25 protein-coding genes and 1 rRNA gene are annotated in these 26,467 nt (G+C 68.1%); 14 read left to right on the plus strand and 12 right to left on the minus strand.

The genetic code is table 11. The features are described from left to right. Window positions 1–123: ribosomal RNA gene (locus HFP15_RS39380) — 16S ribosomal RNA — on the minus strand; the annotation flags it as partial. A gap of 524 nt (window positions 124–647) precedes the next feature. Between HFP15_RS39380 and HFP15_RS39385 the strand changes: the two genes are divergently transcribed. The 3 genes from HFP15_RS39385 to hisS are packed head-to-tail and all read left to right on the plus strand — an operon-like array spanning window position 648 to window position 2,876. After that, on the plus strand, window positions 648–1,100 hold the full coding sequence (locus HFP15_RS39385) for a flavodoxin family protein (RefSeq protein ID WP_168523226.1): 453 nt from the start codon (window positions 648–650) through the stop codon (window positions 1,098–1,100). 54 nt (window positions 1,101–1,154) lie between these two features. Continuing rightward, complete coding sequence (locus HFP15_RS39390; protein WP_168523255.1) at window positions 1,155–1,541, plus strand: hypothetical protein; 387 nt, start codon at window positions 1,155–1,157, stop codon at window positions 1,539–1,541. A 45-nt stretch (window positions 1,542–1,586) separates the two neighbouring features. Further along, a complete protein-coding gene (gene hisS / locus HFP15_RS39395; protein WP_168523257.1) occupies window positions 1,587–2,876 on the plus strand; it encodes a histidine--tRNA ligase in 1,290 nt (429 codons plus the stop codon). A 19-nt stretch (window positions 2,877–2,895) separates the two neighbouring features. Here hisS and HFP15_RS39400 read toward each other — a convergent pair whose 3' ends face one another. Together HFP15_RS39400 and HFP15_RS39405 are read right to left on the minus strand one after the other, a co-directional pair. After that, complete coding sequence (locus tag HFP15_RS39400; RefSeq protein ID WP_210718476.1) at window positions 2,896–3,876, minus strand: aldo/keto reductase; 981 nt, start codon at window positions 3,874–3,876, stop codon at window positions 2,896–2,898. Continuing rightward, the gene (locus HFP15_RS39405) at window positions 3,873–4,268 is read right to left on the minus strand and encodes a MerR family transcriptional regulator (protein ID WP_168523228.1); all 396 of its coding nucleotides are present in this window, start codon (window positions 4,266–4,268) and stop codon (window positions 3,873–3,875) included. Before HFP15_RS39405 ends, HFP15_RS39400 begins: the two co-directional genes overlap by 4 nt. A gap of 83 nt (window positions 4,269–4,351) precedes the next feature. Here HFP15_RS39405 and HFP15_RS39410 point away from each other — a divergent pair, with 83 nt between their 5' ends. Beyond that, the gene (locus tag HFP15_RS39410; protein ID WP_168523230.1) at window positions 4,352–4,942 is read left to right on the plus strand and encodes a TetR/AcrR family transcriptional regulator; all 591 of its coding nucleotides are present in this window, start codon (window positions 4,352–4,354) and stop codon (window positions 4,940–4,942) included. Here the strand turns inward: HFP15_RS39410 and upp are convergent. After that, window positions 4,939–5,562 (minus strand): uracil phosphoribosyltransferase, encoded by a 624-nt coding sequence (gene upp, locus HFP15_RS39415; RefSeq protein ID WP_168523232.1) that lies wholly within the window; start codon window positions 5,560–5,562, stop codon window positions 4,939–4,941. The genes HFP15_RS39410 and upp overlap by 4 nt on opposite strands. Before the next feature lie 113 nt (window positions 5,563–5,675). Here upp and HFP15_RS39420 point away from each other — a divergent pair, with 113 nt between their 5' ends. Genes HFP15_RS39420 through HFP15_RS39435 form a run of 4 tightly spaced genes read left to right on the plus strand, consistent with a single transcriptional unit; the run spans window position 5,676 to window position 9,518 of the window. Continuing rightward, window positions 5,676–6,275 (plus strand): DUF1707 SHOCT-like domain-containing protein, encoded by a 600-nt coding sequence (locus tag HFP15_RS39420; protein ID WP_168523260.1) that lies wholly within the window; start codon window positions 5,676–5,678, stop codon window positions 6,273–6,275. Window positions 6,276–6,284: 9 nt separating this feature from the next. Further along, the gene (gene deoC / locus HFP15_RS39425) at window positions 6,285–7,238 is read left to right on the plus strand and encodes a deoxyribose-phosphate aldolase (protein ID WP_168523233.1); all 954 of its coding nucleotides are present in this window, start codon (window positions 6,285–6,287) and stop codon (window positions 7,236–7,238) included. After that, entirely contained in the window at window positions 7,238–8,671 is a 1,434-nt protein-coding gene (locus tag HFP15_RS39430) for an aldehyde dehydrogenase family protein (RefSeq protein WP_168523235.1), read from the plus strand. The genes deoC and HFP15_RS39430 overlap by 1 nt, the downstream gene beginning before the upstream one ends. Further along, entirely contained in the window at window positions 8,664–9,518 is an 855-nt protein-coding gene (locus HFP15_RS39435) for an aldehyde dehydrogenase family protein (protein WP_168523237.1), read from the plus strand. The genes HFP15_RS39430 and HFP15_RS39435 overlap by 8 nt, the downstream gene beginning before the upstream one ends. On the opposite strand, the gene HFP15_RS39440 is transcribed toward HFP15_RS39435, so the two are convergent. Beyond that, window positions 9,515–10,144: a TetR/AcrR family transcriptional regulator gene (locus tag HFP15_RS39440; protein WP_168523239.1), complete on the minus strand. Its 630-nt coding sequence runs from the start codon at window positions 10,142–10,144 to the stop codon at window positions 9,515–9,517. The two genes, HFP15_RS39435 and HFP15_RS39440, sit on opposite strands and share 4 nt — an antisense overlap. Before the next feature lie 114 nt (window positions 10,145–10,258). Between HFP15_RS39440 and HFP15_RS39445 the strand changes: the two genes are divergently transcribed. Both HFP15_RS39445 and HFP15_RS39450 read left to right on the plus strand, forming a co-directional pair. After that, entirely contained in the window at window positions 10,259–11,443 is a 1,185-nt protein-coding gene (locus tag HFP15_RS39445) for a cytochrome P450 (protein WP_168523240.1), read from the plus strand. 9 nt (window positions 11,444–11,452) lie between these two features. Continuing rightward, entirely contained in the window at window positions 11,453–11,644 is a 192-nt protein-coding gene (locus HFP15_RS39450; RefSeq protein WP_168523241.1) for a ferredoxin, read from the plus strand. Between the two features lies 1 nt (window position 11,645). Here the strand turns inward: HFP15_RS39450 and HFP15_RS39455 are convergent, their stop codons facing one another. From HFP15_RS39455 to HFP15_RS39470, 4 genes are read right to left on the minus strand one after another with little or no spacing between them, the layout of a single operon-like run. Further along, complete coding sequence (locus tag HFP15_RS39455; protein WP_168523242.1) at window positions 11,646–12,470, minus strand: carbohydrate ABC transporter permease; 825 nt, start codon at window positions 12,468–12,470, stop codon at window positions 11,646–11,648. Next, on the minus strand, window positions 12,467–13,396 hold the full coding sequence (locus HFP15_RS39460) for a carbohydrate ABC transporter permease (RefSeq protein WP_168523243.1): 930 nt from the start codon (window positions 13,394–13,396) through the stop codon (window positions 12,467–12,469). Before HFP15_RS39460 ends, HFP15_RS39455 begins: the two co-directional genes overlap by 4 nt. After that, window positions 13,393–14,733, minus strand: a complete 1,341-nt coding sequence (locus tag HFP15_RS39465) for an ABC transporter substrate-binding protein (RefSeq protein ID WP_168523244.1) — start codon at window positions 14,731–14,733, stop codon at window positions 13,393–13,395. The genes HFP15_RS39460 and HFP15_RS39465 overlap by 4 nt, the downstream gene beginning before the upstream one ends. Continuing rightward, window positions 14,730–15,719, minus strand: coding sequence for a zinc-dependent alcohol dehydrogenase family protein (locus tag HFP15_RS39470; protein ID WP_168523245.1), 990 nt, complete (start codon window positions 15,717–15,719; stop codon window positions 14,730–14,732). Before HFP15_RS39470 ends, HFP15_RS39465 begins: the two co-directional genes overlap by 4 nt. 120 nt (window positions 15,720–15,839) lie before the next feature. On the opposite strand from HFP15_RS39470, the gene HFP15_RS39475 reads away from it, so the two are divergent. Continuing rightward, window positions 15,840–16,802: a sugar-binding transcriptional regulator gene (locus HFP15_RS39475; RefSeq protein ID WP_168523246.1), complete on the plus strand. Its 963-nt coding sequence runs from the start codon at window positions 15,840–15,842 to the stop codon at window positions 16,800–16,802. On the opposite strand, the gene HFP15_RS39480 is transcribed toward HFP15_RS39475, so the two are convergent. Then, window positions 16,803–17,789 (minus strand): sugar-binding transcriptional regulator, encoded by a 987-nt coding sequence (locus HFP15_RS39480; protein WP_168523247.1) that lies wholly within the window; start codon window positions 17,787–17,789, stop codon window positions 16,803–16,805. It lies immediately after the preceding gene. A gap of 128 nt (window positions 17,790–17,917) precedes the next feature. Between HFP15_RS39480 and HFP15_RS39485 the strand changes: the two genes are divergently transcribed. Both HFP15_RS39485 and HFP15_RS39490 read left to right on the plus strand, forming a co-directional pair. Then, window positions 17,918–19,222, plus strand: coding sequence for an MFS transporter (locus HFP15_RS39485; protein ID WP_168523248.1), 1,305 nt, complete (start codon window positions 17,918–17,920; stop codon window positions 19,220–19,222). 8 nt (window positions 19,223–19,230) lie between these two features. After that, the gene (locus tag HFP15_RS39490; RefSeq protein ID WP_168523249.1) at window positions 19,231–20,655 is read left to right on the plus strand and encodes a sulfatase family protein; all 1,425 of its coding nucleotides are present in this window, start codon (window positions 19,231–19,233) and stop codon (window positions 20,653–20,655) included. Here HFP15_RS39490 and HFP15_RS39495 read toward each other — a convergent pair. Both HFP15_RS39495 and HFP15_RS39500 read right to left on the minus strand, forming a co-directional pair. Continuing rightward, window positions 20,652–21,920: a cytochrome P450 gene (locus HFP15_RS39495; protein ID WP_168523250.1), complete on the minus strand. Its 1,269-nt coding sequence runs from the start codon at window positions 21,918–21,920 to the stop codon at window positions 20,652–20,654. The genes HFP15_RS39490 and HFP15_RS39495 overlap by 4 nt on opposite strands. Window positions 21,921–22,050: 130 nt before the next feature. After that, complete coding sequence (locus tag HFP15_RS39500) at window positions 22,051–24,555, minus strand: DEAD/DEAH box helicase (protein ID WP_168523251.1); 2,505 nt, start codon at window positions 24,553–24,555, stop codon at window positions 22,051–22,053. 107 nt (window positions 24,556–24,662) lie between these two features. On the opposite strand from HFP15_RS39500, the gene HFP15_RS39505 reads away from it, so the two are divergent. After that, complete coding sequence (locus tag HFP15_RS39505) at window positions 24,663–25,940, plus strand: SatS C-terminal domain-containing protein (protein ID WP_168523253.1); 1,278 nt, start codon at window positions 24,663–24,665, stop codon at window positions 25,938–25,940. The last annotated feature ends 527 nt before the right edge of the window (window positions 25,941–26,467 follow it).

Genomic DNA, 26,467 nt, shown 5'->3' on the forward strand with positions numbered 1-26,467 from the left:
TTATCCACGTGTTACTCACCCGTTCGCCACTCATCCCCGGCCGAAACCGGATCAGCGTTCGACTTGCATGTGTTAAGCACGCCGCCAGCGTTCGTCCTGAGCCAGGATCAAACTCTCCAACAATGACTATTGAAGAAATCGATCGACTCGATCTCAAAGAAACCCCAAACGGGATTCACAAAAACAAACAAAGCTCTACTGGCTTAGTTCACTAGCACACTGTTGAGTTCTCAAACAACACGTCTCGGTTGTCGTTGACCGGGCCAGACTCTACCCTGACTCGAATCTTGCGACTCAGCCGGGGCGGTCCTTCTCGGTCAGCCTGGTACCCCGCTCCTTTGGGCTTTTGCCCTCCGGCCCGGTCTCCCTGGCGACGAAGAAAAGATTACATGCCCCGAAATGGGCCCCGAACAGGGGGGTCCCTTAACGGCAAAACCCCAGGACACGGGCTTGCCGGGCCGGTTTCGGGCCGCGGCGAGGTAGCCACTCGGCGGACCCCCTCACCGTCGAGCGGCATTCGGACGGAGGCCTTCGCGCCTTCCGCGACGGGAAGGGGCCGCGACGGCCTTTCGGATTCGTCGCGCGGCGGCGCGGGTACCCATTGTCGAAGGTCGTGGCGGCGCGTGCACTGACCTAAGGTCGGCGACATGGCCACGTTGTTGATCGTGCACCACACGCCCTCGCCGAATCTGCAGGCGATGTTCGAGGCCGTCGTGTCCGGAGCGACGACCGACGAGATCGAGGGAGTCGACGTCGTTCGCCGGGCCGCGCTCGCCGCGACGGCATCCGACGTGCTCGCCGCCGACGGGTACCTGCTGGGGACCACGGCCAACCTCGGCTACATGTCCGGCGCCCTCAAACACTTCTTCGACCAGATCTACTACCCGTGCCTCGACTCCACCAAGGGCCGGCCGTTCGGCTACTACGTGCACGGCGGCAGCGACGTCGCGGGCACGGTCCGCGGGATCGAGTCGATCACCACCGGCCTGGGCTGGGAACAGGCCGCCGCCGCGGTCACCGTCACCGGCGAGCCCGGCAAGGAAGACCTCGAAAAATGCTGGGAACTGGGCGCGACCGTGGCCGCCGGGCTGATGGCATGACGCGCGCCTCGTGACACCGTTATAAAACACTGTTACGCTCCCGGTATGACTTCACTGTCCGGGCCTACCCAGCTGTTCACCGTCATCGCCCTGGTGTCGCTGCCGACCGTCATGTACGGCGGCTACGCGCTGCTCGGCCTCCTGCGTGCGGGCAGACTCACCGAGGCACAACGCGGCTACTTCCGCGCGGGGCACGCGCACGCGGGCGTCCTGCTGATCCTCGCGCTGGTCTCGCTCCAGCTCGTCGCGCAGGGAAACCTCGGCACGGCCGCCGAATGGGTCGTCTGCTTCCTGCTGTTGTCCGGGATCCTCGCGCAGTCCGGCGGGCTCTTCCTCAACCTGCTCCCCCGCAAGGGCCTCGCGCACGCGGTCACCACCGGCGGGGCGGTACTGCTCGGTGCGGGCATGCTCATGACGGCCTGGGGAATCGCGTTCGCCTAGCTCGATAAACTCGACTGGAAACAAGACCCGACCGTGAGGATCGTCGTGCCCGAGTACCTGCCGACCGCGCCGTACCGGGGGACCAGGGATTTCCTGCCCCCGGAGATGTCCGTCCGGACGCAGGTGTTCGACCATCTCTACGAGGTCCTCGAACGCTACGGCTACCAGCGCTACGACGGGCCGATCCTCGAGTCCGCCGAGATCTACGAGAAGAAGTCCGGCCAGGAGATCGCCGACCAGCAGCTTTACACGCTCACCGACCGCGGTGGCCGTCGTCTGGCGCTGCGGCCGGAGATGACCCCGTCGGTCGCCCGCATGATCGCCGGGAACGCGGGCTCGCTCCAGTTCCCGGTGCGCTGGTACAGCCACCCCAACTGCCACCGCTACGAGCGTCCCCAGCGCGGCCGCGTCCGTGAGCACTGGCAGATCAACGCCGACATCTTCGGTTCCGACAGCGCGAACTGCGAGATCGAGATGTTCGAGCTGATCCACGACCTGCTGCGCGGGGTCGGCGCGACCGAAGACATGTTCGTCGTGCGGGCCAACGACCGGAACCTGCTCTCGGCCGCCCTCACCGACGTCGTGGGCGTGACCGCCGAGCAGCTGCCGCAGGTGTTCTCGCTGGTGGACCGCTGGGAGAAGTACGACCGCGACACGCTCGCCAAGCAGGCCGAGGAGATCGGCCTCGCGGACAAGCAGTTCGGCAAGCTCGGCGACGTGCTCGGTGCCGGCACGGCGCTGCTGGACGAACTGCCCGCCGCGGTCAAGGAGGCCTCGAACCTGGTCACGGTGCTGGGCACCGAGGCCGCGGGGCTCATCCGGTTCGACCCGATGATCGTGCGCGGGCTGGCGTACTACACGTCCACCGTGTTCGAGGTCTTCGACACCTCACCGGAGAACAACCGCGCGCTCTTCGGCGGCGGCCGCTACAGCGACCTCGCGGGCATGTTCACCTCGCAGCAGATCCCGGGCATCGGGTTCGGCATGGGCGACGTGACGCTGATGGACTTCCTCGCCACGCACGAGCTCACCCCGAAGCCGCGCAGCGAGGTCGACGTCGTGGTGGTGCCGGTCTCGGCGGAGCTGGCCGGCGCGGCCCGCAAGGTCGCGACGGAACTGCGTGGCGCCGGGCTGCGCACGTCGACCCCCCTGGAGCTGCGCAAGCTGGGCAAGGAACTGTCCCGCGCGGACAAGGCGGGCGCACGTGCGGTCGTGATCGTCGGCCAGGAGGACTGGGACGCGGGCAACGTCACCGTCCGGTCGCTGGGCACGCGCGAGCAGCAGACCGTGCCGCTCGGCCAGGCGGCGGCGTCGGTGCGAGCCCACCTGGCCTGAGCGGTCACTCACCGCATCTTCAGCGACCGACGTTGCGGGCGAACTGTTCGGGGTAGCGCTCCCCCGCCACGGCGTCGGCGGGGGCCGCCGCCTCGATCCGCGCGATGTCCTCTTCGGACAGTGCGAGGTCCACCGCGGCGACGTTCTCCTCCAGGTACTTGCGGCGCTTGGTGCCCGGGATCGGCACCACGTCGACGCCCTTGTGCTGCACCCACGCCAACGCCAGCTGCCCGGCCGTCACGCCCTTCTCCCCGGCGAGCGCACGCAGTGCCTCGACGATCGCCAGGTTCCGGTCGAGGTTGCCCTCGGCGAAGCGCGGCAGGTTCCGGCGCATGTCGTCGGCGGGCAGGTCCTCGGCCGAAGTGATCGAGCCGGTCAGGAACCCGCGGCCCAGCGGCGAGAACGGCACGATGCCGATGCCCAGCTCACGGCAGGTGGGCGCGACCTCGTCCTCGATTCCCCGCGTCCACAGGCTCCATTCGCTCTGCAGAGCCGTGACCGGGTGCACGGCGTGCGCGGCGCGGATGGTGGCCGCGCCCGCCTCGGAGATCCCGAGGTAGCGGACCTTGCCTTCGGCGACCAGCTCGGCCAGGGCGCCCCAGGTCTCCTCGATCGGCACGTCCGGGGCGACGCGGTGCTGGTAGTAGAGGTCGATGTGGTCGACGCCGAGCCGCCGCAGCGAGTCCTCACAGCACTGCTTCACGTAGGCGGCGTCACCGCGCGCCCGCTGGCCGTCCTGCGTGAAGGTGATGCCGAACTTGGTGGCGAGCACCACCTCCGCACGCCGGCCGGAGATCGCGCGGCCGACGAGTTCCTCGTTGACGCCGTTGCCGTACACGTTCGCCGTGTCCAGCAGGGTCACCCCGAGTTCGAGCGCCCGGTGGATCGTCGCGATGGACTCGTCGTCGTTGTCGCGGACCCCGTAGGCCTGGCTCATACCCATGCAGCCGAGTCCCTGCGCACCGACCTCGAGCTGCCCGAGCTTCCTGGTGCCGATCAAGCCGAAATCCCCTCCACACCGGTAGCCGCCAGGTAACGGCACACGCGGTCATAGTTGTCGATCTTGTAATCGAGAACGTCCAAACAGGACTGAAGCTCCGCGATCCTGGCGCGTACCGATTCGCGCTGCTCCACCAGGATGCCGCGGCGGCGAGGCGCGGCAGCGTCGCCGTGGCGGCGCAGCTGGGCGTACTCGCGCATCATCTTGATCGGCATGCCGGTCAGGCGCAGTTTGGTCAGGAACTCCAGCCAGCCGAGGTCTTCGTCCGAGTAGGCACGCCGCCCTGCCGCGTCCCGCGCCGGTGGATCCACCAGCTTGATTCGCTCGTAGTAGCGGAGGGTGTCGATCGACAGCCCGCTGCGACGTGCGGCTTCCGCTATCGAGTAGCTCATGCCTGCTGACACTACGACCTGGAGTGCACTCCAGGTCAAATCCGGAAGCAAGTTTGATAACAGTGTTCCGATACAATCGTGGTATGGCCCGTCCCAGAACACACGACGAGGCGCTACGGGTGCGCCTGCTCGACCGTGCCGGTGAGCTGCTGTCCACGGAGGGCGCGAAGGCACTGAGCCTGCGCAAGCTCGCGAGCGACGCGGGCACCTCCACCAGCGCCGTCTACTCGCTGTTCGGCAGCAAACCGGACCTCGTCAACGCGCTGTACGCCGAAGGTTTCCGCCGGTTCGGCGAGCGGATGCGGGCGGTGGCCATGACCGACGATCCCGTCGAGGACTTCGTGCGCCTCGGGCTGGCCTACCGCGAAAGCGCCATGGCCGATCCGCATCTCTACTCGATCATGTTCACCAAGTCGGTCCCCGGATTCGAACCGAGCGCGGACGCGGTCGCACACAGCAGGCGCACGATGGCGCCGCTGACCGAGATCGTCGAGCGTGCGATCGGGTCCGGCCGGTTCGCCGATGTCGATCCGGGCACCATCGTGATCAGCGCCTGGGGCATCGTGCACGGACTCGTGTCGCTGGAGCTGGGCGGGAACCTGCCGCCGCACCTGGACGTGGCCGCCTCGTACGAAGCGGCGCTGCGGGCGCACGCGAAAGGCTGGCTGCGTTAGCGCGCGCCGTACTGCCGGTCCCCCGCGTCGCCCAGACCGGGCACGATGAAGCCGGAGTCGTTGAGCCGCTCGTCCACCGACGCCGTCACCACGCGCACCGGCAGGCCGGACTCCTCCAGGTGCTTGAGGCCCTCGGGAGCGGCGAGTGCGCAGATCGCGGTGACGTCCGTGGCGCCGCGCTCGGTCAGCAGTCGGATCGTGTAGGCCATCGAACCGCCGGTGGCGAGCATCGGGTCGAGCACGAACACCGGCCGGTCGGCGAGGCTGTCCGGCAGCGACTCCATGTACGGCGTCGGCTGCAGCGTTTCCTCGTCGCGGGCCAGGCCGACGAAACCCATCTGCGCGTCCGGGATCAGCTTGTGCGCCTGGTCGGCCATGCCCAGCCCGGCACGCAGCACCGGCACCAGCAACGGCGGGTCGGCCAGCCGGTAGCCGTCGGTGCGCGCGACCGGCGTGTGGATGCGCTCGGCGCGCACCGGCGCCTCACGGGTGGCTTCGTAAATGAGCATCACGGTCAGCTCGTGCAGCGCGGCGCGGAAGGCGGCGCTGTCCGTGCGGGCGTCCCGCATGGTCGAGAGCCGGTCCTTGGCCAGAGGATGATCGACGACGAGCACGTCCATTCAGGGAGAATACTGCGCTGCGGAGCATCCCGGGTTGACGTAATCGCCTCCACCGACGGCACTCTCGCCGATAGGCTCGCCTCGTGACGGAACACACTCCCGAACCTCCGCAGATGCGCGCCTCCAACGCCGACCGCGAACGGGTCGCGCAGATCCTGCACAACGCCATGTCCGAAGGCCGGATCACCGTCGAGGAACTGGAGGAGCGACTGGACACCGTCTATGGCGCGAAGACGCTCGCCGAGCTCGAACCGCCGATCGCGGACCTGCCGAACGTCGCCGCGGCCACCGCGGTGCAGCCGGCCCAGCCGAGGGCGCTGGACAACCGGATCGGCGGCGCGCCGGGTTCGCAGGCCTCCGTCGCGGTCATGTCCGGTGCCAGCCGCAAGGGCAACTGGGTGCTGCCGCCGCAGCACAACAGCTTCGCGTTCTGGGGCGGGGTGGACATCGACCTGCGCAGCGCGCGCTTCGCCGAACGGCAGTCGACGATCACGGCCGTCGCGATCATGGGCGGGATCGACATCGTCGTGCCGGACGACATCGTGGTCGAGGTCAACGGCGTCGGGTTCATGGGCGCGTTCGAAAGCCAGGAACGCGGCGGCGTCAGCCAACCACCGCCGCCCGGCGCACCGGTCCTCAAGGTCAACGGGTTCGCCTTCTGGGGCGCGGTGACCGTCATCCGCAAGCCGCGGAAGCGGGAACTTCCCGGCTAGCCTGTTCGCGTGACTACAAGCACGCTCCCGGAACGGCTGGACGACGCGACCCGCGACGATGCCAGCCTGCGCCGTTTCCTGCATGGGCTGCCGGGCGTCGACCAGGTCGGCGTCGAGGCCCGCGCCGCCTCGCTGGCCACCCGCAGCGTCAAGAAGGCGGCGAAGCTGTGGGCCATCGACACGGCGATCTCGATGGTCGATCTGACCACCCTCGAAGGTGCCGACACGCACGGCAAGGTCCGCGCGCTGGCGGCGAAGGCCAAACGGCCCGATCCCGACCGGCCGGACACGCCGCGGGTGGCGGCCGTCTGTGTCTATCCCGACCTCGCGGCGACGGCCGTCGAGCAGCTCAAGGGCAGCGGCATCGGCGTCGCGAGCGTCGCCACCGCATTCCCGTCCGGGCGGTCCGGCCGCGCGGTGAAACTCGCCGACGTGCGGCTCGCGGTGGAGTCGGGTGCGAGCGAGGTCGACATGGTGATCGACCGCGGCGCGTTCCTCGAAGGCCGGTACGGGCAGGTGTTCGAGGAGATCGTCGAGGTCAAGGCCGCCTGCGGGGACACGCATCTGAAGGTCATCCTCGAAACCGGTGAACTGGCGACCTACGACAACGTGCGCCGCGCGTCCTGGCTGGCGCTGCTGGCGGGCGGCGATTTCATCAAGACCTCCACCGGCAAGATCTCCCCCGCCGCGACGCTGCCGGTGACGCACGTGATGCTGCAGGCCGTGCGCGACTGGTTCACCGCGACCGGCCAGCTGCGCGGCGTGAAACCGGCGGGAGGAATCCGCACCACGAAGGACGCGATCCGCTATCTCGTCGCCGTGCACGAGGTCGCCGGGGAGCAGTGGCTGACCCCGGACCTGTTCCGTTTCGGCGCGTCGAGCCTGCTCAACGACCTTGTGCTGCAACGGCGCACCCAGCTCGACGGTCACTACAGTGGCCCCGACTACGTGACGGTGGACTGATGGGCATTTTCGAGTACGCGCCCGCGCCGGAGTCGCGCGAGCTCGCGAACCTCAAACCGAGCTACCGGCCCTTCGTCGGCGGCGAGTTCGTCGACGGCGCCGGGGAACCGCTCAAGACCGTCAACCCCGCGACCGAGGAAGTGCTCGCCGAGGTGGGCACCGCGGCGCAGTCCGATGTGGACTCCGCGGTGAAGGCCGCGCGACGCGCCTACGAGAAGGTCTGGCGGCCGATGCCGGGGGCCGAACGCGCGAAGTACCTGTTTCGCATCGCGCGGCTCATCCAGGAACGCTCGCGTGAGCTGGCGGTGCTGGAGACGCTGGACAACGGCAAGCCCATCAAGGAGTCTCGCGATTCCGACCTGCCGACGGTCGCCGCGCACTTCTTCTACCACGCGGGCTGGGCCGACAAGCTCGACTACGCGGGTTACGGGCCGGACCCGAAACCGCTCGGGGTCGCCGGGCAGATCATTCCGTGGAACTTCCCGCTGCTGATGCTCGCGTGGAAGATCGCGCCCGCGCTCGCGACCGGCAACACGGTCGTGCTCAAGCCCGCCGAGACCACACCGCTGACCGCACTCGTGTTCGCGGAGATCTGCCAGCAGGCGGACCTGCCGCCGGGCGTGGTGAACATCCTGCCGGGGGCCGGGGACGTCGGCTCCTGCCTGGTGAACCACGAGGACGTCGACAAGATCGCGTTCACCGGGTCCACCGAGGTCGGCAAGGAGATCCAGCGGCGGACCGCGGGCACGCGCAAGCGGCTCACGCTCGAACTCGGCGGCAAGGCGGCCAACATCGTGTTCGACGACGCGCCGCTGGACCAGGCCGTCGAGGGCATCGTGAACGGCATCTTCTTCAACCAGGGCCACGTGTGCTGCGCCGGGTCGCGGCTGCTCGCACAGGAATCCTGTGTGGACGATCTGCTGGACAAGTTGCGCTACCGCGTGTCCACGCTCCGGCTCGGCGATCCGCTCGACAAGAACACCGACATCGGTGCGATCAACTCCCGCACCCAGCTGTCGAAGATCCACGATCTTGTGGAGACCGGCGAGGCCGAGGGCGCACACCGCTGGACCAGCCCGTGCCCGGTGCCGGAGCGCGGGTTCTTCTTCGCGCCCACCGTGTTCTCCGACGTGCACCAGTCGATGCGGATCGCGCGCGAGGAGATCTTCGGCCCGGTGCTGTCGGTGCTCACGTTCCGCACGCCCGACGAGGCGGTTGCCAAGGCGAACAACACGCCGTACGGGCTGTCCGCCGGAATCTGGACGGAAAAGGGTTCCCGCATCCTCGCCGTCGCCAGCCGGTTGCGCGCCGGCGTGGTGTGGGCGAACACGTTCAACCGTTTCGACCCGGCGGCACCGTTCGGCGGGTACCAGGAATCGGGTTTCGGCCGCGAGGGTGGCCGCGCCGGTCTGGAGGCCTACCTCGATGTCTAATCGTCTCGCCGTCGCCAAGACGTACAAGCTTTACATCGACGGGAAGTTCCCGCGGTCGGAGTCCGGCCGCGTCTATCCGGTGACCGACGCCAAGGGCAAGTTCCTCGCCAACGCCGCGCACGCGTCTCGCAAGGACGTGCGGGACGCGGTTTCCGCCGCACGCAAGGCTTTTCCGGGCTGGTCGTCGGCGACGGCCTACAACCGGGGACAGGTGCTGTACCGGGTCGCGGAGATGCTGGAAGGCAGGCGGGAGCAGTTCATCGCCGAGGTGACCGCGTCCGAGGGTGGCCGCAAAGCGGCGTCCATTGTGGACGAGGCGATCGACAGGTGGGTGTGGTACGCGGGCTGGACCGACAAGATCGCGAGCGTGCTCGGTGCGGCCAACCCTGTTGCCGGGCCGTATTTTTCGTTCACCGTGCCGGAACCGACCGGCGTCGTTGGCCTGCTCGCGCCGCAGGCCTCGTCACTGCTCGGGCTGGTGAGTGTGCTGGCGCCGGTGCTCGCGACGGGCTGCACCGCGGTCGTGGTGAGCAGCGCGCAACGGCCACTGCCCGCGATCACGCTGTCCGAGGTGCTGGCGACGTCGGACCTGCCGGGTGGCGTGGCGAACATCCTGACCGGGTACGCCGCGGAGCTGGGCCCGTGGCTCGCGTCGCACGGAGACGTGAACGCGATCGATCCGACCGGCGCCGGGGATCGCGCGGCGCTGGCGCGCGAGGCCGCGGGGACGGTCAAGCGCGTGCTGAGCGTGCCGGATGAGGAGCCGGACTGGATGCAACGCCCGGACATCGCGCGCCTGCGGCGCTACCTGGAGGCGAAGACCGTCTGGCACCCGATGGGCGTCTAGGGACGTAGCTCCGCGCCGGTGATGGGCCGGCCGGGAAGGCGGGTGCCGGGGCGCAGGCCGTCCACGAGCAGGGCGGCCACACGCTCCCGCATCAGCGTCGCGCTCTCGCCGTCGGCCAGCGGCAGCGGGCGCAGCAGCATCGAGACGATCAGCGCGACGTCACCGGTGCCGACGTCGTCGCGCAGCGCGCCCTCGGCCTGCGCCGCGCGCACGATGTCGTCGAGTTCGGACAGGATCGCCTCGCGGTACTCGGCCGTGGCGGGGTCGCTGCGGATCACCTGCCGCGCCACCGGCGAGACGAGCCCCAGCTGCACGGACAGCTGTAGTTCGCTCGACCGGCCGATCAGCCGGACCAGCGCCTGCCACGCGGTCTGTTCCTCCGCCGCCGCGGCCCGCGCCTCGGCGAGCACGGCGGCGAAGTTGTCGCGCGCGACCCCGCGGATCAGCGCCTCCCGGTCGGGGAACCTGCGATACAGCGTGCCGATACCGACGCCGGCCCTGCGTGCGATCTCCTCCATCGGCGCTTCCGGGCCGGACTCGCCGAAAACCTGCTTCGCGGCAGCGATGATCTGGTCCCGGTTGCGGCGCGCGTCGGCCCGCAACCTGAGTTCAGCATCAGCCGTCATTCCCGGATTGTCTCATCTCTCCGGAAGGTGGACGATTTTCCTCCGCTTGAGTAATGTGGAAACTAAGTGGAGGGTATTCATCCGCCTACGCAGAGTCAGAACGGGGTGCCAACGATGACCGCTGCCGCTACCGAACTTCCCATCACCAGAAGCTGCCCGTACGCGCCGCCCGCCGAGCACCGCAGGCTGCGCGAGGAGGCGCCCGTCTCGAAGGTGACGCTGCCCAGCGGGGCCCAGGTATGGGCGCTGACCAGGCACGAGGACGTCCGCGCGGTGCTCAACGACCCGCGGTTCAGCTCCGACCGGGCCAACCCGAACTTCCCGCTCCTGCTGCTGGGCGGCCAGCGCCGCGCCATCCGGTTCCGGCCGTCGCTGATCTCGATGGACCCGCCCGAGCACGGGCCGGCCCGCCGCGCGGTCGTCGGGGAGTTCACCGTCAAGCGGATGGCCGCGCTGCGCCCGCGCATCCAGGAGATCGTCGACCAGCACATCGACGCCATGCTCGCCGGACCGCGGCCTGCCGACCTCGTGCAGGCTCTGTCGCTGCCGGTGCCGTCGCTGGTGATCTGCGAGCTGCTCGGCGTGCCCTACGCCGACCACGACTTCTTCCAGACCCGCTCGGCGAAACTGCTCCGCCGCACCACGCCCGCCGAGGAGCGGATCGCCGCCGTCGACGAGCTGCGGTCCTATCTGGACGAGCTGATCACGCGCAAGGAAACCGAGCCGGGCGAGGATCTGCTCAGCCGCCAGCTCGACAAGTCCGAGGACCGCGAGGAACTGGTCAGCCTGGCGTTCCTGCTGCTCATCGCCGGGCACGAGACCACGGCGAACATGATCTCGCTGGGCACCATGTCGTTGCTGGAGTACCCGGAGGCGCTGGCGACCATCCGCGAGGACCCGGCCCGGACGCCGCACGCGGTCGAGGAGCTGCTGCGGTACTTCACCATCGCCGAGTTCGCCACCGCGCGGGTCGCCACCGAGGACGTCGAGGTCGGCGGCGTGCTCATCCGCAAGGGTGAAGGTGTGATCGGGCTGGGCAACACCGCCAACCGCGATCCGGAGGTGTTCGCCAACCCCGACGAGCTGGACGTCACGCGCGGCGCGCGGCACCACGTCGCGTTCGGGTTCGGGCCGCACCAGTGCCTCGGGCAGAACCTCGCCAGGATGGAGCTGGAGATCGTCTTCAACACGCTGTTCCGGCGGATTCCCGGCCTCGCGCTGGCGGTGCCGTCCGAGCAGCTGTCGTTCAAGGACGACGCCAACGTCTACGGGTTGTACGAGCTTCCGGTCACCTGGTAAGGAAAGGCCATGCGAATCGTCGCGGACAAGGATGTTTGTGTCGGAGCCGGTCAGTGCGTGATGACCGACCCCGAGGTGTTCGACCAGAGCGAGGACGACGGCACGGTGATCGTCCTCGTCGAGAAGCCCCTGGACGCGGAAAAGGCCCGGGAGGCGGTCAACGTCTGCCCCTCCCAGGCCCTTTCCTTGGTAGAGGACTGAATTACTTCACCGCGCCCATGGACAGGCCGCGGACGAGGTGGTTCTGCGCGATCCAGCCGACGATCATCACCGGCAGCGACGCCAGCAGCGCGGCGGCCGAAAGCTGGGCCCAGTACAGGCCCTCGCTGGTGATGAAGCCGACGAGGAACACCGGCACCGTGCCCGCGCGGGCGGCGGTGAGGTTGACCGCGTAGAAGAACTCGGTCCACGCGAAGATCACGCAGATCAGGGCGGTGGCCGCGATCCCGGGCGCGACCACCGGCAGGATCACCCTCGTCAGCAACGTCGGCAGCTTCGCGCCGTCGACGCGGCCCGCCTCGATCATCTCCGTCGGCACTTCCAGGAAGAACGACCGCATCATCCAGATCGCCAGCGGCAGGTTCATCGCGGTGTAGAGGATGACCAGCGCCCACACGTTGTCCAGCAACTGCGTCCGCTGCGAGATCACGTACAGCGGGATGATCGCGGCGACGATCGGCAGCATCTTCGTGGACAGGAAGAACCCGAGCGCGTTGCCGGTCTTCGGGATCGGCGCCAGCGAGAGCGCGTACGCGGCCGGCACCGCCAGCACCAGCACGATGAGCGTCGACATCACCGTCACGAAGGCCGAGTTGGCGAGATAGGGCAGGAAGCCGCGGTCGAGGATGCTCGCGAACTGCGACACCGTCGGCGTGAACACGATCCTCGGCGGATCGGTGTAGGCGTCGGCCTCCTGTTTGAAGGACGTCACCACCATCCAGATCAGCGGGAACACGAACAGGATCGCGATCACCCAGGTGGCCACGGTCAGCGATCCGGGGCCGATCTTTCGTTGCAGCGTCGTCATTTCACACCCCTGCTCACGTCGAAGGTGCGGAACATCAGGCGCAGCGCGAACGTCGCGATGATCAGTGTCAGGATCACCACGATGACGCCCATCGCCGAGGACTGCCCGATGTCGAAGCCCTGGAAGGCGCGCTGGTAGATGTAGTACGGCAGGTTCGTGCTCGCCGTGCCCGGCCCGCCCTGCGTCATCAGGAAGATCGCGTCGAAGCTGTTCACGATGTAGATCGCGCCGAGCAGCACCGACAGCTGGATGTAGCGGGACAGGTGCGGCAGCGTGATCGACGCGAACGTGCGCCACTTCCCCGCCCCGTCCACCGCCGCGGCTTCGAGCACGTCCTTGGGCTGGCTCTGCAGACCGGCCAGCAACAACAGCATCATGAACGGCGTCCATTGCCACACGATCTGCACCATCACCGACGCCAGCGGGAACTCCGAGAGCCAATCGGTGCTGCCGCCGAACACGAAGTTCAGCAACCCGTACGTGGGATCGAACATCGTGGTCTTCCACAGCAGCGCACCGGCCGCGGGCAGGATCAAGAACGGTGTGATGAGCAACGTGCGCACCACGCCCCGGCCGAGGAACTTGCGGTCCAGCAGCGTCGCCAGCCCGAGACCGAGCACCAGCGCCACCAGCACGCAGATCACGGTGATCAGCACGGTGTTGAGCATCGCGGTGCGGAACTGGCTGTCGGCGAAGACGTCGACGTAGTTCTGGACGCCGACGAAATGCTGCGAGCCCGGTCGCACCAGGTTCCAGGACTGGAACGAGTAGAACACGGTCAGCAGGAACGGAATCTGTGTCACCACGATGGTGAACAGCAGCGCGGGCAGCAGCGGCGCACGCTTCGCCCACCCGATGCTACGCGCACGAGCCGCGCGCGTCGTCCTTTCTTGTCCTTTTTGGAGCGCGGGCGCTACCGCAGTCATTTCGTCTCCCGGTAGGAATCGCCGACGGTTTGCGCATACTTCTGTGACTGATCCAGCGCCTCGTCGACGCTGATCTGGCCCGCGATCGCCGCGGACAGTTCCTGGCTCACCCGCGTGCCGAGATCCTGGAACTCGGGAATGCCGACGAACTGGATCCCGGTGTAAGGCACGGGCTGGGTACGGACGTTGTTCTCCCGGGCCGCGTCGATACCGTCCAAAGTGGGCTGTGCGTAGGCCTTGGCGGCGTCGCGGTACTCGGGAATCTGGTAGGTCGACAGACGGCAGCCCGGCGGTACCCGGTTCCAGCCGTAGGTCTTGCCGACGGTCTGCACGAAATCTTTGTTGGTCATCCAGTTCAGGAATTCCCACGCCGCCTGCTTGTCCTTGGCCACCTTGGGAATCGCGAGCGACCAGGTGTAGAGCCAGCCGCTGGACGGGGTTTTCTCGACCGGCGCCGCGACATAGGCCGACTTGCCGACGACCGTGCTGCTCGACGGGTCCTCGTTGGTACCGGCCATCACCGTGGCGTCGTACCACATCGCGGCCTGGCCCTGCGCGTAGCGCGTACCGCATTCGGAGAACCCTGCACTGGAGGCGCCCACCTCGCCGTACTGGCGGACCAGGTTGACGTAGAAGTCGGCCGCCTGCTTGAACTCGGGCGAGGTCAGCTGCGCGTTCCAGTTCTGGTCGAACCAGCGAGCGCCGAAGGTGTTCGCGACCGTGTCGAACGGTGCGAGGTTCTCGCCCCAGCCCGGCTTGCCACGCAGGCAGATTCCGGAGATGCCGGCGGCCTTGTCGTCGAGCTTCTTGGCGAAGTCGGCGATCTGCTCCCACGTCGGATGCGCCGGCATGGTGAGCCCGGCCTTGTCGAAGAGATCCTTGCGGTAGGCCAGGAACGAGGACTCGCCGTAGAACGGGACGGCGTACATCGAGCCCCGGTAGGACAGCGAGTCCCGGATGCTCGGGATGAAGTCGTTCTCGTCGTAACCGGGAGTCGCGCCGATGTAGGGCTGGAGATTTTCCAGCCAGCCATTGGCCGCCCACTGCGGAGTCTCGTAGTTACTGATCATCACGGCGTCGAACTCGCCGCCCTGGGTGGACGTGGAGGCGGTGATCTTCGCGCGCGCCTGGTTCTCCGGCAGCGACACGAACTTCAGCTTGATTCCCGGATGCGTCTTCTCGAACTGGCCAGACAGTGAAATGGCGTCGTTCATCTGCGGGTTGGACACGATCGCGATGACGAGTGTGCGGCCACCCGCGCCGAATTCGCCGGCACCGGCGCATCCGGTCAAGGCCAGCAACCCCGCGACGATGAGGAGAGCCAGGCGTTTGGTCACGGCAAAACCTGCACCTTCAATCCAGCGCCACTGCGCATGAGGGTGAGCGCGTCGGGATACCGCTCCAGCGGCAACGCGTCGGTGAGCAGAGCCTTCGTGTCGATCGCGCCGCCCGCGACCAGGTCGAGCGCGGCACCGTAGCTGTGCAGGACGGCCATCGAGCCGACCACGGTGATCTCGTCGTTGTAGATACGGAACGGCGAAAGCGCGACGCGCGCCTCCTCCGGTGCGACGCCGAACACGAGCAGGCGGCCGCCGCGGCGCAACGAGTCGAACGCCGCCTCGATCGCCGGTGCGGCACCGGTGCAGTCGGCGGCCGCGTCGAACCGTTCACCGTCCAGTTCGGACACGTCGGTGGCCACCGCGTGCGCGCCGAGGTCCTTGGCCCTCGGCAGGCGCGCGGCGTTACGGTCCACCACGGTCACGTTCGCGCCCGCGCGCTGCAGGAGCTGCTGCATGATCAGGCCCATGGTGCCGGCGCCGACGACGAGAAAGCGCTCTCCCGCCTCCACGCCGACCCGGCGAACCCCGTGCACCGCACAGGAGACCGGTTCGACGAGCGCGCCTTCCTGCCAGCTCAGGTGATCCGGCAGGCGGTAGCAGTTGGCCGAGGGAACGGCGACGTACTCGGCGAACGCGCCGTCCACGGTGTCACCGGTCGCGCCCCAGTTCTCGCAGAGGTTGCCGTGGCCCGCACGGCACGGACCGCAGTAACCGCAGAACAGCGACGGGTCGACCGCGACGCGGTCCCCGACCTGCCAGCCCCCGGGAACGCCGGGGCCGAGTTCCACGATCTCGCCCGCGAACTCGTGGCCGGGGACGATCGGGTACGGGGTGGGCGGAAAGTGCCCGTCGGCGATGTGCAGGTCCGTGCCGCAGATCCCGCACGCACCGACCTTCACCACCACCTGCCGCTCGCCGGGGGTGGGATCGGCCACCTCTCCGACTCTGATCGAACCGGGTTGGTCAACGATCGCGGCCCGCATTCAGCTCCACCTTCCCAGCGCTCGTATGAGCGCTACACGACTCTGTGCTCAGATGCGCACGTGAGCATTACAGGACTTTCTAGGCGAACGCGTCAACAGGTCGAGGGCTATACTGCTCATATGAGCACTGAACGCGATCTTGCGGAGACGATGCGGTCGGCGCTGATCGCGCACCGCTTCTACCGCGACGGCCAGTCGAAGATGGAGATCGCCGACGAGTTCGGGATCAGCAGGTTCAAGGTCGCACGGGTGCTCGACTGGGCGCTGGAATGCGGTTTGGTGCGCATCGAGTTCGATCTTCCGGCGCCCGTGGACGTCCGGCTTTCCGACGAGGTGCGCGCGGCGTACGGGCTGGAGCGCGCGTTCGTGCTCGATCGAGCGGCCAGTGAGGGCGATCGGCCGCAGGTGCGGCGCCGGATCGGCGCGCTCGCCGCGCGGCTGGTGTCGGAACTGGTCACCGAGGGCGATGTGCTCGGCCTCGCGTGGGCACGGTCGGTGAACGTGATGACGGAGTCGGTGCGCGAAATGGCCCGGTGTCCGGTCGTGCAGTTGTGTGGTGTGCAGGCGGGGATGGACATGCACGACCGATCGGTCGAGACGGTGCGGCAACTGGCCGCGATCTCGGGCGGCGACGCGTACCCGATCTACGGGCCGCTCGTGCTGCCGGACCGCCGGACGACGGAGATCCTGCGACGGCAGCCGGGGATCGCGGAGACCTTCGGGCAGTTCGGGCAGCTGACCAAGGCGGTGGTGAGCATCGGCGCGTGGCTGCCGAACGAGTCCACTGTGTACGATTCGCTGCCCGCGGCCGAACGCGAGTCGATCGCCTTGCGCGGGGCCAAGGCGGAGGTCGCGGCACGGCTGTTCGACGCCGAGGGCAAGCCGCTGTCGACGGGGCTCGCGCACCACGTGCTCGCGATCAGCACCGAGGAGCTGTTCCGGATCCCCGAGGTGATCGCGTTGGGTTACACGGCCCCCAAGGCCGGCGCGATCGATGCCGTGCTGCGCTCGGGTCTGGTGTCGACGTTGATCACGGACACCGCGGCGGCGGAGCGGCTACCACGGTTGAAGGGGCGCGGCTGATCAACCGGCCAGCCGGCGCGCCAGTTCGTCGTCGGTCACCAGTGTGTGCACGAAACCCGCGGCGACGGCGGCGCGCGTCGCTGCCTCCCGTTCGGTTCCGTAGCTCGACGTGATCAGTTTCGGCACCTCGCGCAGCGTTTCCGCGCTGATGCCGACCACCCGCTCCCCCACGTCACTGGAGACCAGCTTGCCGTCGCGGTCGAACAGCCTGCCCGAGATCTCGCCGCACACGCCCTTGGGATGTTCGCGCTCCGCCGGGGTGAGTAGGTCGTACACCGCCGAACCGCCGGCATGCCACGCCCCCACCGACAGCACCGCGACGTCCAGCCGCGCGAACCGGTCGATGGCGGCCGCGATCTCCGGCTGCCGCCGCAGGCCCTCGGCGGTCTTCGCGTCCGGCACCAGCAGCGGCGCGTAGATCGGATAGGCGGGCGCGTCCGCCGCGGCGGCCACCGTGCGGACTATCTCGACCGACCCCGGAACCCCGTCCGGCGGATACAGCGCGCCGGCCAGCTGCAGCACCGAACTCGCCCGCAGCCGCCGCACCTGCTCGGCCATCGCGACCGCCGCACGGCTCCAGGTGAGCCCGACGGTCCCGCCGTCGACCTCCTCGGCCAGGGTGTCCGCCAGCGCCTTGCCGACGAAGTCGATCGCGTTCGAACCCGAGCTCGGGGTTTCGACCACCACCGCACGTTCGATGCCGAGCGCCCGTCGCACCTCCTCCGACAGATCGCGATCGACCCGCCCCGGCCTGCCGATCTCGATCCGCACCAGCCCGTCGCGCCGCGCCTCCTGCAACAACCGCGCCACCTGGAACCGGCTCAGCCCCAGCACCTTGGCGATCGTGACCTTCGACTGCTCCTGGAAGTAGTAGCGCCGCGCGATCGTGATCGCCAGCGTCTGCTCGTCGCCCTGGTCCAGCGCCCGCTTTTCGGACAGCGACGGTTCGCCTTCGGGCAACGGCGACGTCGACCACTTGTCGACCACGGGCACCTCCTCCGAACCTTCGGCGTCCAGTCTCGCCGGGTCTTGACGCCCGGCCACACCCCGGTCATTATGCCTCTCACATGAGAGTTTGTCACTCTCAAATGTGATCCCAACGGCGGGAGTTCATGATGACCGAGACGAAGACCAGCACCGGAGAACAGGTGTCGCCACGGCGCGCCCTGATCGCGTCGGTGTCCGGCTCGTTCCTGGAGTGGTACGACTTCTACCTGTTCGGCATCGCTGCCGGCCTGGTGTTCCCGAACTTGTTCTTCCCGGACTCGTCGCCGACCGTCGCGACCATCCAGTCCTTCGGCGCGTTCGCGGGCGGGTTCGTCACCCGGCCGCTCGGCGCGGTCCTTTTCGGACACTTCGGCGACCGCATCGGCCGGCGGCGCATGCTGCTGATCACCATCGCACTGATGGGCGGGGGCACATTCCTCATCGGACTCCTGCCGACCTTCGGCTCGGTCGGCGTGCTCGCACCGGTCCTGCTGATCGCGTTGCGGCTCGTGCAGGGTCTCGGTATCGGTGGCGAGTTCGGCGGCGGTGCGCTGGTCGCGCTGGAGAACGCGCCTCGCGGCCGTCGCGGCATCATGGGCAGCATCCACCAGATGGGCACGCCGATCGGCCTGCTGACCGCCACCGGGATCTTCGCGCTCGTGCAACTGCTGCCCGACAGCACGATTCACGGCTGGACCTGGCGGATCCCGTTCCTGCTCAGCGGCTTGTTCGTGCTGGCGGCGATCTACATCCGGCGCCGGCTTCCGGAGACCAAGGTGTTCCGCGACGAGGCGCAGCGCGGTCATCGCTTCCCGCTGCTCGCACTGTTCCGCGAGCACCCGAAGAACATCGCGCTCGCCACCGGCGCCCGGATGGCCGACGCGGTGACCTTCAACGTGATCAACGTGTTCGGTATTTCCTTCGCCACCAAGGAACTCGGGCTGCCCAAACAGGTCATGCTGACCGGTTTCGTGATCGCCTCGGCCGTGGAGATCGCGGTGATCCCGCTGATCGGCCACATTTCCGACCGCATCGGGCGGCGGCCGGTCTACCTGTTCGGAATCGTGGTCTGCGGCGTGCTCGGGTTCGCCTACTTCCCCATTCTCGATTCCGGCGGCACGCTCGCCGTCTGGGCGATCATCGTGGTGCTGCTGGCGGTCGGCACCGGCTGCATGTTCGCCATCCAGGGCACGCTGTTCTCCGAGTTGTTCGGCACCCGCACCCGCTACACGGGGCTCGGCGTCGCGTACCAGACCTCGGCGCTCGTCGGCGGGGCACCGACACCCGCCATCGCCACCGCGCTCGCGGCCGCGTTCGCCCAGTCGTACTGGCCCGTCGCGATCTACATGGGCGCCATCTGCCTGCTCAGCCTGATCTGCATCCTGTTCGCCTCCGAGACCTACCGCGACGATCTGGTCGTGGAGAACGGATAGCTACGACCATGTCGCGTCCGAACATCGTCTTCGTAATCACCGACCAGCAGCGCTACGACACGATCGCCGCGCTGGGTTGCGACCACGTGGACACCCCCAACCTCGACCGGCTGGTCAGGGAGGGCACGTCCTTCACACACACCTACGTCAGCGCACCCTCGTGCTCGCCGTCGCGGGCGAGCCTGTTCACCGGGCTGTACCCGCACAGCCTCGGGGTGCTGCGCAACGAGGAACTGTGGCGGCACTCGTGGGTGGAGACGCTCGCGGAGGCCGGCTACCACTGCGTGAACGTCGGCAAGATGCACACGCATCCGTGGGAGACGCCGATGGGCTTTCATGAGCGCACGGTGGTGGAGAACAAGGACCGCGACCATCCGAACGTGCCGTTCTTCCACGACCAGTGGGACAAAGCGCTGTGGGCACGCGGTGAACACAAGCCGACCCGCACCACCTACCGGCACCGCGAGGACTACGCCGACCGGCTCGGCGCGTTCGAGTGGACGCTCCCGGAGGAGATCCACTCCGACGTCTTCGTCGGCTCCCATGCGCGCTGGTGGCTCGACACCTATCCCGGCGACGAACCGTTCTTCCTGCAGATCGGTTTCCCCGGGCCGCACCCGCCCTACGACCCGGTGCCGCGGCACCTCGACGCCTACCGCGACCGGGACGTGCCGTTGCCCGTCGTGGACGAGCAGGACCTGGCCGGACAGCCCGACCCGCTGCGGGAACTGCGCGAGCACCACCAGGCCAACGACCACGACGCGGTCGTGCACCTCGCGAACCCCACCGAAGAGCAGTCCCGGCGGCAGCGCAGGCACTACCTGGCCAACGTGACCATGATCGACGAGCAGATCGGCCTGCTGCTCGACGCACTCGAACGCCGCGGGGTGCTCGACAACACGGTCATCGTGTTCACCTCCGACCACGGCGACTGCCTCGGCGACCACGGGCACAGTCAGAAGTGGACGATGTACGAGCCGAGCGTGCGCGTACCAGCCATCGTGTGGGGACCGGAAGTCGTTGCGGGACAACGAGTCGACGCACTCACGTCCATGATGGACCTCGGCCCGACCGTGCTCGAACTCGCCGGGCTGACCCCGCCCGACTGGATGGAGGCGGGGTCGCTGGTGCCCGCCCTGCGCGGCGAGCCCTGGGCGGGCCGGGAACACGTGTTCTCCGAGCACGCCAGGGACATGATCCTCACCGGCACCGAGCTGATGACGATGGTGCGTGACGAGCGGTGGAAGCTGGTCGAGTTCATCGACTCCGGCCAGGGCCAGCTGTTCGACCTCGAAGCCGATCCTCGCGAGATGCGCAACCTGTGGTCAGCGTCCGGAACCGCGGAGGTGAAAACCCGCCTGCTCAAGGTGATCGCGCACTGGCGGGCACACAGCGCACTGCACACCGCCGACCACGGCCGCGAGCACCGCTAGCTCAAGCGCACCGGGAGCGCGTCGAGACCGTAGACGACCGAGGTCTGGCGGAAGGTCAGGTCCTCGGCCGCTACGGCCAGGCGCGCCTGCGGGAAGCGGCGCACGAACGCCGGGTACGCGGCGCGCAGCTCCATCCGGCCCAGTTCGGCGCCGATGCAGCGGTGCGCGCCCCAGCCGAAGGCCAGATGCGACGAGGTTTTCCGTGCCGGGTCGAAGGTTTCCATGTCCGAGCCGAGCGCGGGATCGCGGTTGGCGCCGCTGAGCGAGACGAACACGATGTCGCCCGACGCGATCTTCTCGCCGCCGATCTCGACGTCCTCCTTGGCGAACCGCGGGAACGCCATCTGCACCACGGTCAGGTACCGCAGCAGCTCCTCGACGAACGGGTCGATGGCCTCGTCGTCACCACGCACCAGCTCGAAATGCTCGCGGTCGCGCAGCAGCACGATCGCGCCCAGAGCCAGCATGCTCGCCGTCGTCTCGAACCCACCGGTCAGTACACCGTCGGCGAGACCGGCCAGCTCGCGGTCGTCGACCTCGTCGCCGTGCTCCTTGATGATCATGCCGAGCAGTCCGTCGCCGGGGGCTTCGCGCTGCTTCTTGACGATTTCCAGCAGGTACGTCAACGACTCCGACATCGCGCCGAACGATTCGCCGAGACCGGCGAACAGATCGAACCGCGCCATGCTGCGGCGCTGGAAGTCCTCGCGGTCCTCGTAGTCGACGCCGAGCAGCTCGCAGATGACCAGCGACGGAATGGGCAGCGCGAACTCCTGCATCAGATCGACCGGCCCGTCGACCTTCGCCATCGCGTCGAGCCGCTCCTGCACGATGTCGTGGATGCGCGGGGTGAGCCTGTTCAGCCTGCGCATCGTGAACTCCGGCGCCAGCAACTTGCGCAGCCGCGTGTGGTCCGGCGGGTCCGCGAAACCGAGCCCGCCCGGGTTCTGCTCCTCCGACATGCCGGTCGAGGGCATCAAATTGGTGTAGTCGTTGCTGAACTTGCCGGTGGCGGTCAGCACGCTCTTCGCCTCGTCGTAACCCGTGACCAGCCACGCGCGCAGCCCGAACGGCAGCTTCAGGCGGCTCACCGGCGCCTGCTCGCGCGCCGCGCTCAGCTCGGGCACCGGGTCGAGGACGTCGCGGCGCAGCGGCATCAGCGTGGAGTCGGGCAGCAGGGAAAGCAGGTCGACGCCCTTTTTCTGCTTTCTCTGAATGTATTTACGCCCCAGCCACGCGATGACGCGTGAGCGAAGATCCGTCATGTAGCCGGATGCTACACGGAACGGACTGAGGCCCCGGTGTGCCGCGATGCGCGTTCGACCGGAGTCCACATGCTCGTCACCTGCGGATACAGCGAGTGTTCGGACGGCAACGCGACCGCGCGCCGGGCGCTCACAGCTGATTCACCTCGGTAATGCGAAGCACCGCGGACCCGGCCTCGTTGGAGGCCTCGAGATCGACTTCCGCGCTGATCCCCCAGTCGTGATAGTCCTCGGGATCGTCGAAGATCTGGCGGACCTTCCAGACCTCCGGTTCCTTCTCGATGATCAGCAATGCCGGGCCCCGCGCGTCCGGGCCGGTACCGATCTCGTCGTGCTCGGTGAAGTACTCCTCCAGCGCGGCCTCCCATTCGACCGCATCCCAGCCCGACGCACCGTCGAGCTCGCCCAGTTCCTCGTACGCGTGCCGCGCCGCCAGCTCCACCCGCCGGAACAGCTCGTTGCGCACCAGCACCCGGAACGCCCGCTCGTTCGCGGTGACCGGCGGCGGACCTTGCGGCAGTGACGGGGCATGCGCCTCCACGTCGCCGGGGTGCCGCAGCGCCTCCCACTCGTCGAGCAGGCTGGAGTCGACCTGCCGCACCAGTTCGCCGAGCCACGCGATGAGGTCCTGCAACGGTTCCGTCTTCGCCTCGTCGGGCACCGTGTGCCGCAACGCGTCGTAGCCGTCGGCCAGATACCGCAGGACCAGGCCTTCCGAGCGCGCCAGCGAGTAGAAGTTGACGTACTCCACGAAGTTCATCGCACGCTCGTACATGTCGCGCACGACCGCCTTGGGCGACAGCTCGTAGTCCGCGACCCACGGGTGCCCGTGCTTGTACGTCTCGTACGCGGCGTGCAGCAGCTCTTCGAGCGGCTTCGGGTAGGTGACCTCGTCCAGCAGCGCCATCCGCTCGTCGTACTCGATGCCCTCGGCCTTCATCGCCGCGACCGCCTCGCCCCGCGCCTTGAACTGCTGCTGTGACAGCACCGGGCGCGGGTCATCCACAGTGGACTCGATCACGGCCACCACGTCGAGCGGGTACACCGGCGATTCGGGGTCGAGCAGTTCGATCGCGGCCAGCGCGAACGGCGAAAGCGGCTGGTTCAAGGCGAAATCGAACTGCAGGTCGACGGTGAGCCGGACGGTGCGGCCCTCCTCGTCGGGCTCCTCCAGCCGCTCGACGACGCCCGCCGCGAGCAGGGCGCGGTAGATCGCGATGGCGCGCAGGATGTGTTTGCGCTGGGCGGGCCGGTCCTCGTGGTTGTCCTCCAGCAGGTGCCGCATGTGCTGGAACGCGTTGCCCGGCCGCGAGATCACGTTGAGCAACATGGAATGGCTGACCTGGAAGCTGGAGGTCAGCGGCTCCGGCTGCGACGAGATCAGCCGCTCGAAGGTGCTCTCCGTCCAGTTGACGAACCCCTCCGGCGCCTTCTTGCGCACGATCTTGCGCTTCTTCTTCGGGTCGTCGCCGGCCTTTTCGAGCGCTTTCGCGTTCTCGATGACGTGATCGGGCGCCTGCACCACGACGTAGCCGTCGGTGTCGTAGCCCGCCCGCCCGGCGCGTCCGGCGATCTGATGGAACTCGCGTGCCTTCAGGTGCCGCTGGCGCACCCCGTCGTACTTCGTCAGCGCCGAGAACACCACCGTGCGGATCGGCACGTTGATGCCGACGCCCAGCGTGTCGGTGCCGCAGATGACCTTCAACAGACCGGACTGCGCTAATTGCTCGACAAGACGCCGGTACTTCGGCAACATGCCCGCGTGATGCACGCCGATCCCGTGCCGCACGAGCCTCGACAACGTCTTGCCGAACCCTGCGGAGAACCGGAACTCGCCGATCGCCTCGGCGATCGCGTCCTTCTCGGCACGGCTGGTGACGTTGATGCTCATCAGCGCCTGCGCGCGCTCGACGGCCGCGGCCTGGGAGAAGTGCACGACGTAGACCGGCGCCTGTCCCCCGTTGAGCAGTTCGGACATGGTCTCGTGCAGCGGGGTGAGCGCGTACCGGAAGGTCAGCGGGACGGGTCGCTCGGCGGAGGTCACCACGGCGGTGGACCGGCCCGTGCGGCGCGTGAGGTCCTTCTCGAAGAAGGTGACGTCGCCGAGCGTGGCCGACATGAGCACGAACTGTGCCTGCGGCAGCTCGACGAGCGGCACCTGCCAGGCCCAGCCGCGGTCGGGCTCGGAGTAGAAGTGGAACTCGTCGGCGACGACCTGGCCGACGGGTGCGTCCGCACCGAAGCGCAACGCGATGTTCGCCAGGATTTCGGCCGTGCAGCAGATGATGGGCGCGTCCGGGTTCACCGCGGAGTCGCCGGTCATCATCCCGACGTTGTCCGCGCCGAAGATCTCGATGAGCGAAAAGAACTTCTCCGACACCAGAGCCTTGATCGGCGCGGTGTAGTAGCTGCGCTTCCCGTGGGCCATGGCCGCGAAGTGCGCACCCACCGCGACCAGGCTTTTTCCGGATCCGGTCGGGGTGGAAAGGATCACGTTGGCGCCCGAGACGACCTCGATCAGCGCCTCCTCCTGCGCGGGGTAGAGCTCCAGACCGCGCTCGGCCGTCCAGGAGGAGAACGCTTCGAACAGCGTGTCGGGATCAGGATCCGCTGGTAGGAGGTCTGCGAGTGTCATTATGTCTCCATCGTGCCATCCCCGGCTGAGCAGACATGGGGCCCATCGCGACTGGACCGGCAAACCCGTAGGCTTCGCACACACAGGTGGTAATCCGGAGGGCTGGAATGGCACAGGACATCGTCCCGATCGAACTCGGGCTGCCGCAGGGGGACCTCGTGACCCTCTGGGCCCCGCGCTGGCGGGAGGACGGTGAGGAGTGGGAAGCATTCCTCGGCGACGACGAGGACTTGTACGCCTTCCCCGACGCCGCGCACCTGGCCGCCTTCGTGCGCACCGCGGAGCAGCACGACCTCATCGACCACCCCGCGTGGCACGTCGTCCCCGCGTTGAACGTCCCGGAGCTGATCCCGGACGACGACCACTCCTACGACCTGGTCGGCGTGCCGGAGCTGGTGGCCGAGGAACCGGACTCGTGGACCATCAGCGAGCTGGCCGAGATCATCGGCATCGTGCGTTCGCTCGCGGACGTGTGCGAACTGGAGGACGTGCACGAGATCCTCGACGCCACCGAGGCGTTCTCGCTGCTGGACCAGGGGCGCCTGCCCTTCACCGGGCGCGACGGCGAGCGGCTGTGGACGGATCTGTCGGAGGCCGTGTCCGAGAAGTGGGACACCGTGCTCGACGCGATCGACAGCCTGGTCAAGGTGCCCGAAGTGGACGCTGCCGAGCTGGAGCAGACCGCCGAGGAGCTGGCCGCGTTCCTCGAGGAGTCCGCGGAGGCCGAAGCCGGCGTCGAGGGCGACGACGAGGACCTCGACGAGGACCTCGACGAGGATCTCGACACCACCGAGTCCGCCGACGAGGACGAAGAGGAAGAGGCGCCCACGGGTTTCTGGGCGGAGGTCGGCATCGATCCGATCAAGATCATCACCGCCGAGAAGGAGTACTACACGCTGCGGTGCTACCTCGACGACGAGCCGATCTTCCTCGGCAGCGACGGGCGGATCGACGTCTACAGCTCACCGAAGGCACTCGGCCGCGCGCTGGCCGACGCCAAGGACCTCGCCGAGAGCGACCTCGCCGAGGTGTCCACTTGGGACGAGGTACTCACCAAGGCGACCGCGGGTGAGCTCGAGGTCGATGTGGACTCCGAGAACACCTACGTGCTGGCCGGGCTGGCCGAGGACTTCGCCGAGGGCACCGACGCGATCGACCCGACCCAGCTCGAGCTGGCCGTCGAACTGCTGACCGATGCGGCGGACTGGGCCGACGACGAGAGCGTGTCCGCCGCACTGTCTACTTCGGAGAGTCTGGGCTGGCTGGTCTCGTTCGTGCTGCACCCGGACCCCAACCGGCTCGCGCCGAGCGCCCCGTTCGAGACCGAACAGAGCGAGTGGCGCAAACTCGTCGAATCCTTCGAAAACCGCCTACGCCCCCACTAACCCACCCCCGCGAGTCCAGACTTCCGAGCGCCCGAGTCCAGACTTCTGGGCGCGCGAGTCCAGGCTTCCGTGCGCCCGAGTCCAGACTTCCGTGCGCCCGAGTCCAGGGTTCCCTGTACGCGAGTCCAGACTTCCGTGCGCCCGAGTCCAGGCTTCCCTGTACGCGAGTCCAGGCTTCCGGGCCCTCGAGTCCGGAGTTCTATGCGCGCCAGTCCGGAGTTCCTTGCGCCTGAGTCTGGGCTCCACGTGCCGCGAGTCCGAAGCCACTACGTGCGAGTCGGGACTTCTCTGCGCGCGAGTCCAGGCTTCCCTGCGCGCGAGTCGCCCGTACCGGAACGCCGGACTCGCCCGACCGGAAACCTGAACTCGCGCTGCCAGAAACCTGAACTCGCGCTGCAGGAAACCTCGACTCGCGGTACCGGAAACCTCAACTCGCGCGCCTGGAAGCCTGGACTCGCGCTGCTGGAAGCCTGGACTCGCGCGACTGGAAGGCTCAACTCGCGGGGGGTTGGGGGGTGGCGTGTACT

It is taken from the genome of Amycolatopsis acididurans (assembly GCF_012328925.1).
Classification (GTDB): domain Bacteria; phylum Actinomycetota; class Actinomycetes; order Mycobacteriales; family Pseudonocardiaceae; genus Amycolatopsis_E; species Amycolatopsis_E acididurans.

What these genes read in the sequence shown, in the direction of transcription:
- HFP15_RS39470 (WP_168523245.1), bottom strand. Translation starts at nt 15,719, where the DNA reads ATGCGGGCCGCGATCGTTGACCAACCCGGTTCGATCAGAGTCGGAGAG.
- HFP15_RS39505 (WP_168523253.1), top strand. Translation starts at nt 24,663, where the DNA reads ATGGCACAGGACATCGTCCCGATCGAACTCGGGCTGCCGCAGGGGGAC.
- HFP15_RS39485 (WP_168523248.1), top strand. Translation starts at nt 17,918, where the DNA reads ATGACCGAGACGAAGACCAGCACCGGAGAACAGGTGTCGCCACGGCGC.
- HFP15_RS39410 (WP_168523230.1), top strand. Translation starts at nt 4,352, where the DNA reads ATGGCCCGTCCCAGAACACACGACGAGGCGCTACGGGTGCGCCTGCTC.
- HFP15_RS39385 (WP_168523226.1), top strand. Translation starts at nt 648, where the DNA reads ATGGCCACGTTGTTGATCGTGCACCACACGCCCTCGCCGAATCTGCAG.
- HFP15_RS39495 (WP_168523250.1), bottom strand. Translation starts at nt 21,920, where the DNA reads ATGACGGATCTTCGCTCACGCGTCATCGCGTGGCTGGGGCGTAAATAC.
- HFP15_RS39420 (WP_168523260.1), top strand. Translation starts at nt 5,676, where the DNA reads ATGCGCGCCTCCAACGCCGACCGCGAACGGGTCGCGCAGATCCTGCAC.
- HFP15_RS39445 (WP_168523240.1), top strand. Translation starts at nt 10,259, where the DNA reads ATGACCGCTGCCGCTACCGAACTTCCCATCACCAGAAGCTGCCCGTAC.
- HFP15_RS39440 (WP_168523239.1), bottom strand. Translation starts at nt 10,144, where the DNA reads ATGACGGCTGATGCTGAACTCAGGTTGCGGGCCGACGCGCGCCGCAAC.
- HFP15_RS39450 (WP_168523241.1), top strand. Translation starts at nt 11,453, where the DNA reads ATGCGAATCGTCGCGGACAAGGATGTTTGTGTCGGAGCCGGTCAGTGC.
- HFP15_RS39490 (WP_168523249.1), top strand. Translation starts at nt 19,231, where the DNA reads ATGTCGCGTCCGAACATCGTCTTCGTAATCACCGACCAGCAGCGCTAC.
- HFP15_RS39455 (WP_168523242.1), bottom strand. Translation starts at nt 12,470, where the DNA reads ATGACGACGCTGCAACGAAAGATCGGCCCCGGATCGCTGACCGTGGCC.
- HFP15_RS39475 (WP_168523246.1), top strand. Translation starts at nt 15,840, where the DNA reads ATGAGCACTGAACGCGATCTTGCGGAGACGATGCGGTCGGCGCTGATC.
- HFP15_RS39435 (WP_168523237.1), top strand. Translation starts at nt 8,664, where the DNA reads ATGTCTAATCGTCTCGCCGTCGCCAAGACGTACAAGCTTTACATCGAC.
- HFP15_RS39460 (WP_168523243.1), bottom strand. Translation starts at nt 13,396, where the DNA reads ATGACTGCGGTAGCGCCCGCGCTCCAAAAAGGACAAGAAAGGACGACG.
- HFP15_RS39430 (WP_168523235.1), top strand. Translation starts at nt 7,238, where the DNA reads ATGGGCATTTTCGAGTACGCGCCCGCGCCGGAGTCGCGCGAGCTCGCG.
- HFP15_RS39405 (WP_168523228.1), bottom strand. Translation starts at nt 4,268, where the DNA reads ATGAGCTACTCGATAGCGGAAGCCGCACGTCGCAGCGGGCTGTCGATC.
- HFP15_RS39500 (WP_168523251.1), bottom strand. Translation starts at nt 24,555, where the DNA reads ATGACACTCGCAGACCTCCTACCAGCGGATCCTGATCCCGACACGCTG.
- upp (WP_168523232.1), bottom strand. Translation starts at nt 5,562, where the DNA reads ATGGACGTGCTCGTCGTCGATCATCCTCTGGCCAAGGACCGGCTCTCG.